We start from the raw sequence: 17,642 nt of genomic DNA, 5'->3' as shown, positions 1-17,642 counted from the left end.
TTGCGCGCGCTGCGCTATGGTGCCGGCCGATGAAATGGCCCGCCCTGCTTCCCGCGCTCGTACTGCTCGCCGCCTGCGAGCCTGCCGATAATGAACCCGGCCCCGGCGGGGTAACCGTCGGCGAGGCCAAGGCGCTCGACGAGGCGGCCGAAATGCTCGAACAGCGCCGGCAACCCATCGAAGCGGCGGGCGCTGACGATGCGCCCGAAGGCGCCACCACCACCCGGACTTCTCCCCAGGCCGAAGACTAGAACGCCCACACACGCTTTAGGCAAAGGACGAGACAGAATGGCCGCATCCGGTATGGACCCCGAACTTTTCCAGCAATTCATCGACCAGCTCGAACGCTACGTGCGCGAACGGTTGATCCCGGCCGAGGCGGACGTCGTGGAAGGCGATGCCATCCCCGAAGGCATCGTGTCGGAAATGCGCGAGATGGGCCTGTTCGGCCTGACCGTGCCCGAAGAATTCGGCGGCGCCGGCCTCAACACCAGCCAGTACGCGCGCGTCGTGCAGACGATGGCCTATGCCGCGCCCGCGTTCCGTTCGATCTTCTCGATCAATGTCGGCATGTTCAATTCGGCGATCAAGAACGGCGGTACGCCGGAACAGCAGGCCGAATGGTGGCCCCGCGTTGCCGCCGGCGAAATCGCCTGCTTCGGCCTGACCGAACCGGGTTCGGGCAGCGACAGCGCCGCGATGCAGACCACCGCGCGGCGCGATCCGTCCGGCAACGGCTGGATCCTCAACGGCACCAAGCGATACATCACCAATGCACCGCAGGCCCGGGTCGGCCTGATCATGGCCCGGACCGAAAAAGAGAACCTGCCCAAGAACGCGCACGTTTCCGCCTTCATCGTCCCGATGGATTCGCCTGGCGTTTCGGTCGGCAGCGCGGACAAGAAAATGGGCCAGTCCGGCGCGCAGATCGCCGACATCGTTCTGGAAGACGTGCACGTGCCTGGCGAGGCATTGCTGGGCGGGGAAACCGGCAGAGGCTTCGTCTTTGCGATGAAGAGCCTCGACAACGGCCGCATCTCGGTCGGCGCTGCATCGACCGGCTATGCCCGCCGCGCGCTCGATTCGGCGCTGCGCTATGCCACGGAACGCAAGGCGTTCGGCGAACCGATCGCCAATTTCCAGCTGATCCAGCAGATGCTCGCCGAAAGCGAGACCGAGATATACGCGGCCGAAGCAATGATGGCAGATGTCACCGCGCGCGCCGATGCGGGCGAGAATGTCCTGCGCAAGGCCGCCGCGTTCAAGGTCTTCGCTTCGGAAATGTGCGGGCGCGTGGTTGACCGCGTGGTCCAGATCTACGGCGGGGCCGGCTATCTGGCCGAATACGATGCAGAACGTTTTTTCCGCGATGCGCGCATCTATCGCATTTACGAAGGCACCACGCAGATCCTGCAGTTGCAGATTGCCAAGCACATGTTGCGCGACTTCGCCGCAAACACCTGACAAGCTGCCCGCCGAATACCGCTTCGCCGGTATCGAGAGGATCACAACTGCCTGAAGGATTTGCCATGACCAAACGCCGCGCCGCCATTGTCAGCCCCCTGCGCACCCCGGTGGGCCGCTTCCTCGGCACGCTGGCGCCGCTCACGGCGGGAGATCTGGGCGCTGCGATACTGAAGGCCCTGATCGAACGCAGCGGGATAGACCCGGAGCGGGTCGACGACGTGGTCTTCAGCCAAGGATACGGCAATGGCGAAGCTCCTGCGATCGGGCACTGGAGCTGGCTCGCGGCCGGCCTCCCGCTGGACGTTCCCGGCTATCAGCTCGATCGGCGCTGCGGGTCCGGCCTTCAGGCCGTCGTCAATGCCGCGATGATGATCGAGGCGGGTCATGCCGACGTGGTCGTGGCGGGCGGCTGCGAATCGATGTCCAACGTCGAACACTACACCACCGCGCTGCGCGGCGGGGTGAAGGCGGGCAATGTCGAACTGTGGGACCGGCTGACCCGCGGCCGGTTGATGAGCCAGCCAGTCGAGCGCTTCGGCGTCATCACCGGGATGATCGAGACGGCCGAGAACCTGGCGAAGGATTACGGCATCACCCGCGAGGAAGCCGATGCCTTCGCCGTTCGCAGCCACCAGAACGCCGCCGCCGCGTGGGACGCTGGCCGGTTCGACGCGCAGCTCGTCCCGCTGGAGGTACCGCAGCGGCGCGGCGACCCGGTCACCTTCGCGCGGGACGAGGGCTTCCGCCCCGACGCGAGCATGGAAACGCTGGCCGGCCTGCGCGCGCTGGAACGCGGAGTGGTCACTGCGGGCAACGCCAGCCAGCAGAACGATGCCGCCGCCGCCTGTCTGGTCGTGGCCGAAGACAAGCTGTCCGAACTGGGGCTGGAACCGATGCTGTGGTTCGACGGCTATGCCGCCGCGGGGTGCGACCCGAGCCGGATGGGCATCGGCCCGGTGCCGGCTGTCGAACGCCTCTTTGACCGGACCGGCAAAGGGTGGGACGATATCGGGCTGGTCGAACTCAACGAAGCCTTCGCCCCGCAGGTTCTCGCCGTGCTGAAGGGCTGGGGCTGGAGCGAGGACGATTCCCGGCGCGAGATGCTGAACGTCAACGGTTCGGGCATCTCGCTCGGCCACCCGATCGGCGCAACCGGCGGGCGCATCCTGGCCGACATGGCGCATGAAATGCGCCGGCGCGAGGTGCGGTACGGCCTCGAAACGATGTGCATCGGCGGCGGGCAGGGCATCGCTGCGGTGTTCGAACGCGCGGCCTGATGGCTGAGTGGGACGCCTGGATCGGGCGCGAGCAGCACAGCGTGGACCGGCTCGATCCCGCGCTGGCGGCGCGCTGGTCCGCCACGTTCGATCTGCCGCCCCCGGGCGAAGGGCAGCCGATGCCGCAGGGCATCCACTTCTGCCTCTGCACGCCCGATGCTGCGACAGCGCGGTTGGGCGAGGATGGGCATCCCCTGCGTGACGGCAGTCCCGCCGGCTTCCTGCCCCCGATCCCCCTGCCGCGCCGCATGTGGGCTGCGAGCGAGATCGCCTTTCACGCCCCGATCGCGGTCGGCACAGCGGTGGAGCGCGTGTCGCGCATCGTCTCGATCCAGCCCAAGCAGGGGCGCAGCGGGCCGATGACGTTCGTCGGGATCGAGCACGAAACGTCTGCCGATGGCCACATCGCCGTGCGTGAACGCCAGACCGTGGTCTATCGCGCGCCTGCGCCGCCCGATGCGCCATTGTCTCCGCCGTCGCCGCCGCCATCATCGGGGGAAGGGGCATTCGATCCCGCCGGATGGGACAGGCATCGCACCATCGTGCCCGATCCGCGATTGCTGTTTCGCTATTCGGCGCTGACGTTCAACACGCACCGCATCCACTACGACGCGCCTTATGCACGCGATATCGAACGCTATCGCGGACTGGTGGTACACGGACCATTGACCGCCAGCCTTCTGCTGCAGCTCGCCGCGCAGGAACTGGGCGATAATACATTGTCGACCTTTGCCTTTCGCGGTCTCTCCCCGGCGATCGCGGAAGAGCCGCTCCATCTGGCGATGCGAAAGGCCGAACGGGGCATCGAAGTTGCCGCCTTCGGGGGGGACGGGCGGCAAGTGATGGAAGCGAGCGCAGGCTGATACGCCAGGCGCCAGCTTGACCCAGGCCTGCTCCCGGGGCCCGCTCCCGAGACCCGCCCAACGAAGAAGGGCGATGCCGCGGCACCGCCCTTCCCTTATCGCAATACTGCGTTCGCCGGGCGCCTCGCGGCCGAGGTCGCCAAACGGCGGAGCCAATCAGAGTTCGGGATCGGCTTCAACTTCCACATCCGCATCCGCATCCGCGTCGGTCGAAATCGCAGTGTCGGCGGCCTCCGCATCAGCTTCAACCTCGGCGGCGGCCGAAGTTTCGATATCTGCCGCATCGTCGATCCGGTCGTAGGCGTCCTGCCTGGTGTCCTCAACGGTATCGCGCGTCTGGTCGAGCGTATCGCGCACCCCATCGGTCGCGGGTTCGATTGCGCCATCGACCGGGTCGATATCCGCATCGGCGTCGACTTCGACATCACCCGTTACGGGGCCGACAGCACCGCCCAGCGTGCCAGCGGTCTCCCCTACGATCTGGGCATGGGCCAGCGTACCGGTGGTGCCGATGGCAAGGGCGAGCGAAAGGGAAAGCATCTTCTTCATGGTCCATCCATCCTTCTTTGCTGGATATGGACAACTCAGACGCCCGGCCTTCGCAAACGCTCCCCGAAATGCGGTGCCCCGCCCCCGGCTGTCGCCAGGCCGAACGCGTTAATCGGCGGTTTATGCAAGACCACGGCCGGACGATGATGCTTTCCACCCTCGCGCGCAGCCGCTAAGCGCCCGGCGCGGCCAGACGCAGGAGAATTCGAGACGATGAGCGGCAGCAACGAAACGGCGACGATTGCCAAGGCGCAGGTGCTGATCGAGGCGCTGCCCTACTTCCAGCGCTATGCCGGCCGCACGTTCGTCGTCAAATACGGTGGCCATGCAATGGGCGATCCGGCTGCGGCGCGCGACTTTGCCGAAGATATCGTCCTGCTCAAGGCCGTGGGGATCAACCCGGTCGTCGTCCATGGCGGCGGGCCGCAGATCGGCGCGATGCTGAAGAAGCTGGGCGTCGAAAGCACATTCGTCGACGGGCTGCGCGTGACCGACAAGGAAACCGCGCAGATCGCCGAAATGGTCCTGTCGGGTGCGATCAACAAGGAACTGGTCGGCTGGATCAGCCAGGCGGGCGGGAAGGCGATCGGCATTTCGGGCAAGGATGGTGGCCTGGTAACCGCGAGCAAGGTCCAGCGCACGGCCAAGGACCCGGGCAGCAATATCGAACAGGCCATCGATCTGGGTTTCGTGGGAGAACCGTGCGCGGTCGACACCACGATCATCGACACCGCAGTGGCCGCCGGCATGATCCCGATCGTGGCGCCGATCGGCGCCGGGGCGGACGGTCACACTTACAATATCAATGCCGACACGATGGCCGGCGCGATCGCTTCCGCGCTGGGCGCGGCGCGGCTGTTCCTGCTGACCGACGTGGCCGGGGTGCTGGACAAGCAGGGCAAACTGCTGACCGATCTGATTCCCGCCGATATCGAACGCCTGCGCGCAGATGGCACGATCGGCGGCGGGATGATTCCCAAGCTCGAAACCTGCGTTCACGCGGTCGAGGCAGGGTGCGAGGCGGCGGTCGTGCTCGACGGGCGCGTTTCCCATGCCATGCTGCTCGAATTCTTCACCGCTCGGGGTGCAGGAACGCTGATCCGGGCCGAATGAACTCCGCACGAGGTCGCAGCCGGCGTATCGCGCGGTTGATACAGCGGGCCGGAAAAGCGTAGGAGGGCGGCTCACCCGCCCTGCGTCAGGAAAGGACAATTCGTGGGTCTCATCATCGATATCGTCGGCATGTTGATCAATGTCGTGGTGATGCTGGTCATCATCCAGTTCATCATCGGCCTGCTGTTCGCGTTCAACGTGGTCAACGCGCGCAACGAATTCCTCATGCAGATTTACAACTCGATCAATTCGCTGCTCGAACCAGTGCTCGCGCCGATCCGGCGGATCCTGCCGCGAACCGGGGCAATCGACTTCTCGCCCCTGGTGCTGATCATCGGCCTGCAGATCCTGATGCGCGTTCTGCTCTACGCGACATACGGCCAGTAAATGGCGGGCGAGATCATCGACGGCAAAGCCTTCGCCGCGCAACTGCGCGAGAAGGTGGGCGTGCTGGCCGCCGACTTTGCGGCGAAGGCTGGCCGCAAGGCCGGGCTGGCCGTGGTGCTGGTGGGGGACGACCCGGCGAGCCAGGTCTATGTCGGCAGCAAGGGCAAGGCGACCCTTGCCGCGAACATGGCCAGTTTCGAACACCGCCTGCCCGAAAGCACGAGTGAAGGCGAATTGCTCGCGCTCGTCGCGCGCCTCAACGCGGATTCCACCGTCGATGGCATTCTGGTGCAACTGCCGCTGCCCGCGCATATCGACGAGCAGGCGGTGATCGCCGCGATCGACCCGAACAAGGATGTGGACGGGTTCCATGTCACCAATGCCGGACGGCTTGCGGTCGGCCAAAGCGGCTTCGTCCCCTGCACGCCGCTAGGCTGCATGATGCTTCTGACCGACCGGCTGGGCGACCTTTCGGGACTGAACGCGGTCGTCATCGGGCGTTCCAACATCGTGGGCAAGCCGATGGCGCAACTGCTGCTCGATGCCAATGCCACCGTCACCATCGCGCACAGCCGGACGAAAGATCTGGCCGAAGTGGTCCGCCGGGCCGATATTCTGGTCGCCGCGGTCGGCCGGGCGGAAATGGTCAGGGCGGACTGGATCAAGCCCGGCGCCACCGTGATCGACGTGGGCATCAACCGCCTGGCGCCCGAACCCGGCGCGAACAAGGGGCGGCTGGTGGGCGACGTCGCTTTTGGCGAGGCGCGCGAAGTCGCCGGCGCCATTACCCCGGTTCCCGGCGGTGTCGGGCCGATGACGATCGCGGTTCTGCTGCGCAATACGCTGGTCGCCGCGCATCGCAACGCAGGGATCGCCCTGTCCGAAGACGCGATATGAGGACCTTCGCCGCCGCCCTGTGCCTTGCTCTGCTGCTCGCCGGATGCGCGGGCGGGCCGGGCGGCAGCGCGCGTGATCGTTTCTACCGCTCGCTGAAACCGCAGGCCAACCCGAGCGCCGTGATCGCGACCGAACTGGCTTTCGCGCGCGAGGCGCGTGAGAAAGGCCAGTGGACGGCGTTCCGCAAGTTCGCGGCGGACAATGCGGTGATGTTCGTGCCCGAAGCGGTCGAGGCGCGAAAATGGCTCTCGCGGCGCGATGATCCGGCACAGCCGGTGCAATGGCAGCCGCACCAGCTCTGGTCGAGCTGCGACGGATCGCTTTCGGTCACCCGCGGCGCCTGGCAGCGCCCCGATGGCACCACCGGCTATTACACCACGGTGTGGGAACGGCGCGGGCGCCCCGGCGACGAGGAAGAGCATCGCTGGCTGCTGGATCAGGGGGATGATCTGGCCGAACCGCTGACGGAGCCCGATATTATCCGCACCCAGGTGGCCGATTGCGCGCCGGACGGCCAGCCGGCTGCGTTCGCTGCGGCCCAGGCGGACAGGGATGCGGGCGCAGAGGCTGCGGGCCTTGGCCTTGCCGACGGCTACGGCGAATCGCGCGACCGGACGCTCGTTTACCGCTATCGGGTCGCGCCCGATCGCTCGCGCGTGGTATCGGTTTTCCTGCGCAAGGGCGACACGATGGAAGAGGTGCTGCGCAGCGAAGTCGCCGCACCGGCCGGAGATTGATACGTTATGGTCGAACTCTTCATTTCCGCCTTCATCACGCTTTTCGTGGTGATCGATCCGCCCGGCTGCGCGCCGATCTATGCCGGGCTGACCAAAGGCGCGACCGCCGCGCAGGCGCGCGCCATGGCGATCCGCGCCTGCATGATCGCGCTGGCGATCCTGCTGGTCTTCGCCCTGTTCGGGCAGGAATTGCTCGGCGCGCTCCATATCGAGCTGGACAGTTTCCGCATCGCCGGCGGGCTGATGCTGTTCTGGATCGCGTTCGAAATGGTATTCGAGAAACGCACCCAGCGGCGCGAGGAACGCGCGGAGAAGGTCGCCGCCACGCCGGAGATTGAGGACGTCTCGGTCTTCCCGATGGCCATGCCCATGCTGGCCGGCCCCGGCGCGATCGCCGCGATCATGCTGCTGATGAACGAGGCGGAGAGAACCGAACAAACGCTGGTCGTTCTGGGGGCGCTGCTGCTGGTCTTGGCCCTGACCCTGCTCGCCTTCCTCGCCGCAGGCCCGTTGATGCGCTTCTTCGGCGCACGGGTGGAAGCAGTGATCACGCGCCTTCTGGGCGTTCTTCTGGCCGCGCTAGCCGCGCAGTACGTGATCGACGGGTTGCGCGGGGCGTTCTTCTGACGCCGCGCCGTTACTGGAGCGTCACACGCTCCTCGTCACCGTCGCGGAAGCCGAAGAACTGCATGAGCTGGATCAGCAGCTCGCACCGTTCGCTCAGGTCGGACGCTTCGAGCAAAGCCTGTTTGGACGCCGGATCGAAGGGCGCGATCTGGCTGACACCGTTGATCAGCGCCATATCGTCGAGCCGCGCGACCGAATCCCAATCCACGCTATAGCCTTGAGCATCGGCGAAGCGCCGTGCTTCGGCCTCGAACCCGGCGCGCTCCACACTGCTGAGAACTTCGTCGTCGCGGTCTTCGATCAAGGTCGCATCGATCTGGCGAAAGGCAGTCGTCGTCTCCAGCTCGCGGACCAGGCGAAAGCGTGCCTCCCCCTCCAGAACGATGTTGTACCGCCCATCGTCCAGCGCCTCGACTTCGCCGATCCGCCCCACGCACCCCACCGCGAACAACGGCGCGCCTTCCGCCGCGCGCTGCGGCTGGATCATCGCGATCCGCCGGTCGCGTGCCAGGGCATCGCTCACCAGCGCGCGATAGCGCGGCTCGAACACGTGCAGCGGCAACTGTAGCCCGGGGAACAGGATGACGCCGGGCAGGGGAAAGATCGAAAGCCGGGTGCTCACCCGCAAACCCATCCGCTGCAAAGGCGCTGCATCCCGATCATCCGAACAGGATTTTCGACAGTCGGCGCCGGGTGGCAACGGCCCAGGGATCTTCCAGCCCGACCGCTTCGAAAATCTGGAGCAGCTTGGCCCGCGCCGCACCTTCGTTCCACTCGCGATCACGCTCGATCATGGCAAGCAACGTATCGGCGGCCTCGTCGCGGCTGTTCGCAGCAAAGGCAGCTTCTGCAAAGGCGAGCTGCTTTTCCATATCGGCAGGATCTTCCGCTGCGGCCGCGCGCAGGGTTTGCAGTTCGCCGTCGTCAACCGAAGTCCCCGCCAGATCCAGCGCGCTTTTCGCCGTCTTCACCGCCGGGTCCTCAGCCAGAGCGGGCGGCAGAGAGCCCACCAGTGCCTGGGCCTCCTCCACCCGGTCGGCTGCGACCAGCGCACGGATGAGGCCCGCGTGTGCCGCCGCGTTGTCGGGCACCATCTCGATCACCTGACCGAAAATGCCCGCAGCACGCTCGGCATCACCATCGGCCAGAACCTGCTCGCCCATGGTGACGAACTGTTCGACGTCCTGCCCCTGCTGCTGCGCCGCGCCGCCATCGCCGCCCTGCACCGGCAGCTGGGCCAGCAACTGATCCAGCGTCTGCTTCAACTGCGATTCGCTGCGGGCGCTGGTCAGGTCGGCGACCGGCTGACCCTGAAACAGGGCATAGACGGTGGGGATGGAACGGACCTGGAACTGGCTCGCGATGAACTGCTCCTCGTCCACGTTGACCTTTGCCAGAATCACGCCCTTGTCGGCGTATTCGGCTGCCACTTTCTCCAGCACCGGAGCCAGCGCCTTGCACGGGCCGCACCATTCGGCCCAGAAATCGAGGACGACGAGTTTCGTCATCGACGGTTCGACCACATCCTTACGGAACCGGTCCACCGCCTTCTGCTCGTCGATATTAAGGCCCATGCTCGCCAAGATTCGCTCCCGTTGCCACGCTTTCGGTCAAGCTGCCAATGTGGGCCTTTTGCGCGCATTGTGAAGAGCGAAGTGCACTCTGGCGCGAGCGGCGATTTTCCCCTTGCAGCCTTCAGCACCCGCTGCTAATCGCGCCGCCTCCCACCGGGGCCATGCGCCGCCGGGTACGTCAGTGAGCGGGCGTAGCTCAGGGGTAGAGCACAACCTTGCCAAGGTTGGGGTCGAGAGTTCGAATCTCTTCGCCCGCTCCAGAACATCTTCTGCATGACCGGTCGCAACGCACCCGCCCGTACGGGTGCCGCTGCCGCGATCGATCTTCCGATCAGCCGGCAGGGCCGCGGAACAGGCGGTGGGGATCGTGGTGCTTGCGAATGGCGGCGAGTTCTTCGCGCACGGCCGGCGAATGGCAGCGTTCCAGCGCTTCGGGCCGCCCCTCCAGATCGACTTCGTTGACGTAGCATCCCGAAGCGATCGGCAACAGATCGTCGTACAGGCGGTGGAGCCATGCTGCAGTGGGGCGGTCGTCCTCCGCCACCTCCGCCTGCGCATAAGTCGACACCGAAAAGCGGCCGCGGATCGAGAAGGCGGCATCGTCGCGCACCGAGGGTGAATTGCGCCGGACGATCAACGGGATGCATGCCGGCGACGGGGCCGCAGGCAGATGCCGCATCAGCGCAGCCACCGCTTCGCCGAGCCGGTCGGTGAAGATATTGTCCGCGCGCACCCTGGGCGCGGTCAACGCCATATCGGTCATGGCGAAGATGTCGTCGAAGCCCGCCGGATCGATAGCTTCGCGATGGAGTGCGGCCTGCAAGGCCGGCTCACCGTCCAACGGCGCGTGCAACCGCTCTGCCTCGGTCGCGTCGTCGGCAAAGGCAATCGCGGTCAGGGCGCCGAGCCGGTTGTGATCATCCTGCGCCAACCGGGGGGCCAGTTCCGCCGGCGCAGGGACGATGGCGAGCATAACCTGCAGCCGGGAATCGAGGCGGTCTGACAGGCGTTCGATCGCGCGCGCCACGTCCGGCAATTGCGAAAAGCGAACGAAACGATTGACCAGCGCGATATGGTTAGGCCGGCGGTAACAGCGCAGGATAAACCGCACGACGACGAAGGGCAGCCCCGGGCCGCCCCCGCGCAGGGCCCGGAACAGGTCCGCATTCTCCCCGGCACTGGCGCGAACCAGCCGCCCATCGGCCATGACCATATCGGCGGCGAGGATACTGTGGCAGCTCATCCCGCCCCAGGCACCACCGTTGATCCCGATCCCGCCACCAAGGAGGAATCCCGCGATTCCCACTTGCGCCCCATGCCCCACGGGGAAAGCCAGGCCATGATGTGCCAGCGCCGCATCGATGCGGCCGCCCGTTGCGCCCGGCCCGACCGACACGGTTCGCGTTTCGATGTCGGGGACAATGTCATCGAGCCCCGACAGATCGAGCAGCATACCGCCATCGTGCAGGAAGACACCGCTGTAGCTGTGTCCGCTTCCACGAACGGAGACCGTCAATCCGTGCTCTCGCGCAAAGCGGATCGCGGTGCGAACTTCCCCGATCGTATCCGGGCGAACGATGAGATCGGGGTAATTCTGCGCCGGCCGGCCATTCCAGACGAGCCCCGTCCGGCGCAGCTCGTAGCCGGGCGTTGCGCGCCCGACGACCGATCCCCGAATGCGGTCGGCCAGTTGTTCGGCCAGCGGCTCCTCCAGCCGCTTCCCCGGCTCGCTCACGGCTTTCTGCCGGTCACGATATTGTAGTACCCGAACGTCGGCACGGTTTCGACATCGACGAAGCCGGCCTGCGACAGGAAGCGCGTGATCTCGTCCGCCGAATATTGTTCGCCCACGCCCCAGCCGAGCATGACCATGCTCATCGCCGCGACCGGGAACGGGCCTGTCTTGTCGGCATCGTTGTAGACAAATTCATGCACCGCGATGCGCCCGCCGGGTTCGAGATGTTCGAAGCTCTTGCGGCTCAGGAACGCGCATTTTTCGGGCGGCCAGCCGTGGAAAACATGCGAGTAGAAGTGGAAATCGGCGGCCGGGAAGGGATCGATCCACATGTCCCCCCGCGCGGCCGACACGCGATCGCCCATGCCGTAGTGGGCAATGAATTCTTCCGCCACGGGGCAGACCGTTTCAAGATCGAAGATCGTCGCGTTCAGCGTGGGCACGGCCTGGGCCGCCATCAGGGCATGAGCCCCCGACCCGCCGCCGATGTCGAGCATCTGCCGATGCTGCGCCAGGTCGAGCTTGCGCGCCCAGGCCATTGCAGGGGGCAGGCTGATCGAATGCATCGCACGGGTGAATTCGCGCGTCCGTTCCTCCTCCTCGCGATGGGTTTGATAGATGTCGTCGACCCCATAGGCGGTCGGCTTGTCGTTCACGATCGCATTCTTCAACGCATCGAAGGAGAAGACCTGATGGTTGTCGATAATCAGATCCCAGTAGTATCCGAAATAGGTTGAACTGCGCGGCAGCAGATAGTCTTCGGCCAGTGGGGTCAGCCGATAGCGGCCATCCTCGACCGTCATGAAATCGAGCGCGGTGGCGGTGCTCACCAGAATCTGCGCGGTGCGCCGCGCCAGTTTCAGTTCCACACACAATTCCTCCAGCGTGGGGGCCTTTGCGTCGACCAGCTCGAACAAGCCCAGTCGATGCGCAATGAACAGCGCGGGCAGGCCGAAAACCCCCAGCAGGACATCCCACAGCGGGCGATCGTCGTTGCGCGGCATCGTGACGGAAGAAGGGAATGTGACGGTGTTCATGATCCAGTCCTTTCAGGCGGAAGTTTGGGGCAAGTCGGCGTCTTGTCGGGAAGTGGCCGGGCCGCATCGGGCCGCCGCGCATTGTTCCTCGGCGCCCGGTCGGGCGGAAACGCGGCGCACAATCGCGTGGAGAGGTTGCGGTGAAAAACCGAAGCGCTGCTTCGTCCGTTCGTTCAGCCGGCCGCATTCGATGCGCCTGAAACCATTTTCGAACGCGAAGTGGAAAACCGCGTCGAACGCGGCGGTATAGGGGCTGAAGGTATCGAGGGTGTAATCCATCCCGGCGAGCCAGAAGTGCACTGCCGCGTTGTCGAGGAGCAGGATGCTCGCGCCGACGCGCCGATCCTCGTGATACACCGAAACGATTCGCAGCAGCGATCCGCACTCGGCCAGGAACCGCGCAAGAGCATCGGCAGGCAGATAATCGGGCGTACCGCGCCGCGCCGTGGTATCGTGGCACAGCTGCGCCACCTCCTCGATCCGCGCGATCGGCGGGGTCTCGATCTCCACCCGGATCCCGTATTTCGCGATCTTGCGCCGCTGGCGGCGAATTTCGTGCCGCCCCTCCACCGGGATATGCCGCATTACCAGGTCTTCGACGTCGTCGATCCCGGTCAGATCCATCTGGTAGCGATCGACCGAAAATTTGACTTCCATGCCCTGTGCCTCGGCCATTGCGAGCAGGGCCGGATCGGCGACATTAGCAATCGCGAACTGGGGAACACCTTCCTCTCGCGCCAGCTGTTCAACCCGGTCGAGGACCATTCCGAACAGTACCGGTGAATTGTCGCGCAGCAGCAGCCGCGAGTCGCAGCAATGCATGATGTGGCTGAAGAGCGCGCTTTCCGAGGGATGGAAACCGGCGGAGGCGGTCCGCGACAGGAGGCCAAGCGGGTCGGCAGTCGACACGCGCTGGCGATAGACGGGCAGGAAAGCATCAAGCCGGTCGCCGTTGCGGACGAGGACGTAGTGCATATCCTCTATCGGCAATAGCGGATGCCGTTCCGCCGCCTGAAGGAAGCGCCGATCGTAATAAGCAGGGGCATCGCAATGCGCGGCGAGTTCTTCGTATGCGTCAGCAGGGATCGCATCGATTGCCTTCACCGCGATGACTTCCAGCCCGCCCGCCACAGCCCTATGCCTCCACGTGCTGAACGGCAGAACGGTGCGCGGCGACGCTCTGCTCGGGGGGCCAGGACAACACCACCTTGCCCGCCTGGCCGGAGCGCATCGCGGCAAACCCGGATGCGAAATCCGCAGCGTCCAGCCGATGGGTAATGACCGGCCCGACATTCAGCCCGGATTCGAGCAGGGCAATCATCTTGTGCCAGGTGCGAAACATCTCGCGCCCGTAAATCCCCTTGATAAACAGGCTTTTGAAGATGATCCGCGTCCAGTCGACCAGCATCGGGCGCGGCGCTATGCCGAGGTAGGCGATCCTGCCGCCCGGTGCCATCGCATCGACCATGGCATCGAATGCGGATGGCGCGCCGCTCATTTCCAGACCGACGGCAAAGCCATCGCCAAGGTCCAACGGTGCGACCGCGTCGGACAAGGGCTGGGTCGACACATCGACCGTGACCGCATCGACCACCTCCCGTGCGAGGGCGAGGCGGCCCCGATTGACGTCGGTAATAACCACTTTGCGGGCGCCGGCATGGCGCGCGACAGCGGCCGCCATAATCCCGATCGGGCCCGCGCCGGTAATCAGCACATCTTCCCCCGCGAGATCGAACGACAACGCAGCATGGACGGCATTGCCCAGCGGATCGAGGATCGCGCCGATATCGTCGTCGATGGCATCCGGCAGAGGGACCGCGTTTACCGCCGGAAGCACGAGATACTCGGCAAAGGCACCCGGCAGGGTGATTCCGATCGCGTCCATCTGCGCGCAATGGTGCGGCCGCCCTGCCCGTGCTGCGCGGCCATGCATGCAGACGACATGGCCTTCGCCCGATACCCGCTGCCCGCGCGAAAGGTGCCTTACGTTGCGGCCGAGCGCGACGATTTCGCCGACGAACTCGTGACCGATAGTGGTTGGCACGGCGATCGTGCTTCGGGCCCATTCGTCCCAGTTCCAGATATGCAGATCGGTCCCGCAAATCCCGGTCTGGCGAACTTTTACCAGCACCTGATCCGGTCCCGGATCGGGTACCGGCACGTCGCACATCCATAGCCCTTCGCGGGGATGGGCCTTGACCAAAGCTTGCATAGCGCACCCTTTCTGGTGCGGAATTTCGTTTAGAAATCCGCGCCTTGCGTGAAGGAGAAGCTCTATGTTCGGCGTGAGTCGGTCAACGAAGGCCCCGTCCGTTCCGGAGCCGAACCGGCGGGGATACATCCGGAATGGTCATATCGCAGACGAACGGGGCACAGCTTTAGCCTTCGCCGCAGCCTTGCGGCGAAGGCTGGCGTGTTTCTCGTCTGGGCCGATGGGCTATCGCGGCCGCGCAGGGCCGCTTCTGCCTAATCGCGCATCGTCGCGATCTCGTCAGCCTTGCCGGTCATTTCCCAGCGGATCAGCGAAATCGGGATCGAACCGGCTGCCCGGAAGCGGTCATGGAACGACTTGATGTCGAACGCCTCGCCTTCCTGCATCGCGACATCGGCCAGCAGCCGTTCCAGCTCGATCTTGCCGATGTAATATCCGATGCCGTAGCCGGGCTGGCGCAAGTAGAGTTCTATATCGAACTGGGCGACCGCATCACCGGGGCCCATCCATTTGGGCGTGCGCGCGATCAGCGAGGCATTGGCTTCCGCCCAGGTCCAGGCGTTGGCCTGCATCATCAGTTCCGGTCGCACGCGCGCCGCGCGCTTGGCGCCGAGGATATAGTCGATCTCCCGCGTCTTGGGCCGGTCGTCGAGCAGGCCGGCCTGCAGGATCATTTCTTCAAGATAGAACGCCCACCCTTCGTTGCGCACGCCGTTCACGAAGAACAGGCGCCGCTCGCCCCGGATCGGGCGCGTGTCGCGCGCCGACTGCAATCCATCGAAAGCATGGCCGGGAAGGTTGTGCGCGCGCAGTGGCCGCCCGTCGCGAAATTCGGCCTGGAAGAAGAAATGGAGATCGAGCGGGGGATCGAACAGGCCCGGCTTCGAAGGGTCCTTCTCGAACGGAAACTGATAGGGGCCCTCTTCCGGATCATGCGCGACATAGTCCGGGATCGTCATCCAGTCGCCTTCGCGCAGGAAGCGCAGAAGATCTTCGTCTTCGGCCTTCCGCTTGGCATCGAATTCGGCACGGGTCGCGATCGGCGCCGGCATCGGGGTGTCGCGGTTGCGATGCTCCTCTATCTTGAGGAAGGCGATCTGGCGCTGATACTCCCGCTCGCCCAGCGTTGCGATTTCTTCCGGGGTATAGGGCAGCAGGAGGACGTTCTTCAGGTACCAGGCGTAGTTTTCCCGGCCGACCCCGCCGTGGGCGGGAAGATCCGCCTCGATGCTTTCCAGCCATGCCTTGAACTCGCCCGCGGCGGCTTGGGCACGGCGGGCAGGTGCGGCCAGTTCCGGCTGCAGGCGGGCGGCCTGTTCCGCCAGCTGGCCGTAAACGTTGACCTCGACCTGCTTCTGCACGATGCCGAGACGCGCGAGGTCTCCGCGTGCGTCGGTAAGGTTCGTCTTTGCCTGGCGCAGCGCCTCAGGCACCGCGTTCAGGCGATCGGCCAGGGCTGCCGCCTCGGCATCGTCCAGCGGTAGATCGGGGATGGCCATCGCGCCATGCATCTTCGGGCCGAAGCCGAGATTGGTCGTGCTGTAGAACGCAGGATCGCGCTTCCACGGCTGAAGGACCCGGTGCTGGAACTCGAACCCGCGCATTTCGGCCAGTACGACCATGTAGTCCACGCGCTGCGAGATCGGCCAGCTGCTGTCATCTATCGCGCGCAGGCGCGTTTGCAGCGCCTTCAGCTCTGCATACTGGCGCGCCATCGCCTCGGGCGAGTAATCGGGCACACCGTCCACCATCGGCGGCGGGACGAGATCGCGGAACTGCGAATAGAGCGTCTGCAGCGCGGCGTATCCGGCACGCTCCGGTTCCTGCTGAGCGGCGGCCGGCGTGGCCAGTGTTACCGGCATCGCGGTCGCCAGCATCAGCGCAGCGGTACAGCGCAAGGCAAATTTCATCAGTCCCTCCCCAATCGGCGCAAGGCGCGCCTTCCCGTCACAACGCGTTGAAAAAGCGAGTGAGCCTGTCCATCCCTTCGGCGACGCGCGCTTCCGATACCGAACCGAAGCAGACGCGCAGATGCCCTTCGCCGCTGGGACCGTAGAACGCGCCCGATTCGACCACGACGTGCGCTTCCTTCAGTATTCGCATCGCAAGATCCTGCGATTGGAACCCGGTGCCGGTGATGTCGGGGAAGGCGTAGATCGTCCCCTCCGGCTCGGCGCACGACACGCCGGGCATCTGGTTGAGCGCCTGCACGACGATATCGCGCTTGCGGCGATCCGCCTCCACGATGGCCTGCATCGCGTCCTGCGGCCCCTCAACCGCAGCCCGCGCCCCTTCCTGCACGAAGACGTTGACGTGCGTTACTTCCGTCATTGCGATGCGCAGCAGAGCAGGCATCAGACGAGCGTCCGCCGCCAGATAGCCGATGCGCCAGCCGTCCATGGAATAGGCCTTGGTAAAGGCATAGCAGCTGATCGTCCGTTCGCGCATTCCCGGCAGGCTCGCGATGCTGATGTGCTGCGCGCCGCCATAGGTGATGTATTCGTAAACTTCGTCAGACAGAACCAGCAGATCGTGCTCGATCGCAAGATCGGCGACATGCTGCAGCTCTTCGCGGGTATAGACCCGCCCGGTGGGATTGGCCGGATTGACCAGCACGATCATCCGCGTGCGATCGGTAATGCGGGCCGCGATCTTCTCGCGCGAGATCGCGAAGCCGTTTTCCTTGTCCAGTTCGGCCACTACGACCTTGCCGCCCGCCAGTTCGGTCTTGCCGACATGCTGCGGATAGAACGGGTCGAGAAGGATCACTTCGTCACCCGGATCGACCGCGGCCATGAATGCTGCGAAGGATGCATGGGTCAGCCCATTGGTCACCAGGACTTCGTCAACGCCGTAATCGAGCTGGTTGAAATCGCGTAGCTTGCGCACAAGCGCTTCCCGAAACGACAGCGTTCCGCGAAAATCGCCATAGTGAACGATCCCGGCGTCAAGCGCGTCCTTGGTCGCCTGCTTGATATGTTCGGGCGTGTCCGCATGGGGCCGCCCGAACTCGAGATGGATCAGGTCGACACCGGCCGCGTCGAGTTTGGCCGCCTCGTCATACATCCCGAAGGATTTCTTCGATCCCGCCGCAAGGCGCTGCGCTGGCCACTTCATAGTCGCATCTCCAGATTTCCCATACACGTGCATAATTACGTGATATACGA

The 17,642-nt window shown here is 65.1% G+C and carries 18 protein-coding genes and 1 tRNA gene; 10 read left to right on the top strand and 9 right to left on the bottom strand.

Annotated features, from left to right (window positions below):
- Positions 1-29: 29 nt before the first annotated feature.
- The 4 genes from AM2010_RS12325 (at position 30) to AM2010_RS12310 (ending at position 3,607) form a co-directional block, all read left to right on the top strand.
- Positions 30-251, top strand: coding sequence for a hypothetical protein (locus AM2010_RS12325; protein WP_047807321.1), 222 nt, complete (start codon positions 30-32; stop codon positions 249-251).
- A gap of 37 nt (positions 252-288) precedes the next feature.
- Complete coding sequence (locus tag AM2010_RS12320; protein WP_047807320.1) at positions 289-1,464, top strand: acyl-CoA dehydrogenase family protein; 1,176 nt, start codon at positions 289-291, stop codon at positions 1,462-1,464.
- A 65-nt stretch (positions 1,465-1,529) separates the two neighbouring features.
- Positions 1,530-2,744, top strand: coding sequence for an acetyl-CoA C-acetyltransferase (locus AM2010_RS12315; protein ID WP_047807319.1), 1,215 nt, complete (start codon positions 1,530-1,532; stop codon positions 2,742-2,744).
- Positions 2,744-3,607 carry an HTD2 family dehydratase gene (locus tag AM2010_RS12310; protein ID WP_047807318.1) on the top strand — a complete coding sequence of 288 codons (864 nt, stop codon included), beginning with the start codon at positions 2,744-2,746 and terminating at the stop codon, positions 3,605-3,607. Before AM2010_RS12315 ends, AM2010_RS12310 begins: the two co-directional genes overlap by 1 nt.
- Before the next feature lie 156 nt (positions 3,608-3,763).
- Here the strand turns inward: AM2010_RS12310 and AM2010_RS12305 are convergent, their stop codons facing one another.
- Positions 3,764-4,156: a hypothetical protein gene (locus tag AM2010_RS12305; protein ID WP_047807317.1), complete on the bottom strand. Its 393-nt coding sequence runs from the start codon at positions 4,154-4,156 to the stop codon at positions 3,764-3,766.
- 213 nt (positions 4,157-4,369) lie between these two features.
- Here AM2010_RS12305 and argB point away from each other — a divergent pair, with 213 nt between their 5' ends.
- The 5 genes from argB (at position 4,370) to AM2010_RS12280 (ending at position 7,917) form a co-directional block, all read left to right on the top strand.
- On the top strand, positions 4,370-5,269 hold the full coding sequence (gene argB, locus AM2010_RS12300; protein WP_047807316.1) for an acetylglutamate kinase: 900 nt from the start codon (positions 4,370-4,372) through the stop codon (positions 5,267-5,269).
- Positions 5,270-5,398: 129 nt separating this feature from the next.
- Entirely contained in the window at positions 5,399-5,656 is a 258-nt protein-coding gene (locus AM2010_RS12295; protein WP_047807964.1) for a YggT family protein, read from the top strand.
- Positions 5,657-6,553, top strand: a complete 897-nt coding sequence (folD, locus tag AM2010_RS12290; protein ID WP_047807315.1) for a bifunctional methylenetetrahydrofolate dehydrogenase/methenyltetrahydrofolate cyclohydrolase FolD — start codon at positions 5,657-5,659, stop codon at positions 6,551-6,553.
- Entirely contained in the window at positions 6,550-7,290 is a 741-nt protein-coding gene (locus tag AM2010_RS12285) for a hypothetical protein (RefSeq protein WP_053044082.1), read from the top strand. Before folD ends, AM2010_RS12285 begins: the two co-directional genes overlap by 4 nt.
- A 6-nt stretch (positions 7,291-7,296) precedes the next feature.
- Complete coding sequence (locus AM2010_RS12280) at positions 7,297-7,917, top strand: MarC family protein (RefSeq protein WP_047807314.1); 621 nt, start codon at positions 7,297-7,299, stop codon at positions 7,915-7,917.
- Positions 7,918-7,927: 10 nt separating this feature from the next.
- On the opposite strand, the gene AM2010_RS12275 is transcribed toward AM2010_RS12280, so the two are convergent.
- On the bottom strand, positions 7,928-8,551 hold the full coding sequence (locus tag AM2010_RS12275; RefSeq protein WP_047807313.1) for an LON peptidase substrate-binding domain-containing protein: 624 nt from the start codon (positions 8,549-8,551) through the stop codon (positions 7,928-7,930).
- 25 nt (positions 8,552-8,576) lie between these two features.
- A complete protein-coding gene (locus tag AM2010_RS12270) occupies positions 8,577-9,491 on the bottom strand; it encodes a tetratricopeptide repeat protein (RefSeq protein WP_047807312.1) in 915 nt (304 codons plus the stop codon).
- Positions 9,492-9,676: 185 nt separating this feature from the next.
- Here AM2010_RS12270 and AM2010_RS12265 point away from each other — a divergent pair.
- Positions 9,677-9,751, top strand: a tRNA-Gly gene (locus AM2010_RS12265).
- Between the two features lie 71 nt (positions 9,752-9,822).
- On the opposite strand, the gene AM2010_RS12260 is transcribed toward AM2010_RS12265, so the two are convergent.
- The 6 genes from AM2010_RS12260 to AM2010_RS12235 all read right to left on the bottom strand — a co-directional run bounded on the left by AM2010_RS12260 (position 9,823) and on the right by AM2010_RS12235 (position 17,592).
- A complete protein-coding gene (locus tag AM2010_RS12260) occupies positions 9,823-11,226 on the bottom strand; it encodes an FAD-binding oxidoreductase (protein ID WP_053044081.1) in 1,404 nt (467 codons plus the stop codon).
- Positions 11,223-12,263: a methyltransferase gene (locus tag AM2010_RS12255; protein ID WP_047807311.1), complete on the bottom strand. Its 1,041-nt coding sequence runs from the start codon at positions 12,261-12,263 to the stop codon at positions 11,223-11,225. The genes AM2010_RS12260 and AM2010_RS12255 overlap by 4 nt, the downstream gene beginning before the upstream one ends.
- Positions 12,264-12,275: 12 nt before the next feature.
- Entirely contained in the window at positions 12,276-13,394 is a 1,119-nt protein-coding gene (locus tag AM2010_RS12250; RefSeq protein ID WP_047807310.1) for a GNAT family N-acetyltransferase, read from the bottom strand.
- Between the two features lie 4 nt (positions 13,395-13,398).
- Positions 13,399-14,475: an L-threonine 3-dehydrogenase gene (gene tdh, locus AM2010_RS12245; protein ID WP_047807309.1), complete on the bottom strand. Its 1,077-nt coding sequence runs from the start codon at positions 14,473-14,475 to the stop codon at positions 13,399-13,401.
- Between the two features lie 254 nt (positions 14,476-14,729).
- Positions 14,730-16,385, bottom strand: a complete 1,656-nt coding sequence (locus AM2010_RS12240) for a DUF885 family protein (RefSeq protein ID WP_047807308.1) — start codon at positions 16,383-16,385, stop codon at positions 14,730-14,732.
- 37 nt (positions 16,386-16,422) lie between these two features.
- Positions 16,423-17,592 carry a pyridoxal phosphate-dependent aminotransferase gene (locus AM2010_RS12235; RefSeq protein ID WP_047807307.1) on the bottom strand — a complete coding sequence of 390 codons (1,170 nt, stop codon included), beginning with the start codon at positions 17,590-17,592 and terminating at the stop codon, positions 16,423-16,425.
- Positions 17,593-17,642: the final 50 nt, after the last annotated feature.

This window comes from Pelagerythrobacter marensis (genome assembly GCF_001028625.1).
GTDB lineage: Bacteria > Pseudomonadota > Alphaproteobacteria > Sphingomonadales > Sphingomonadaceae > Pelagerythrobacter > Pelagerythrobacter marensis.
This window is presented reverse-complemented; position numbering and strand designations above follow the sequence as displayed.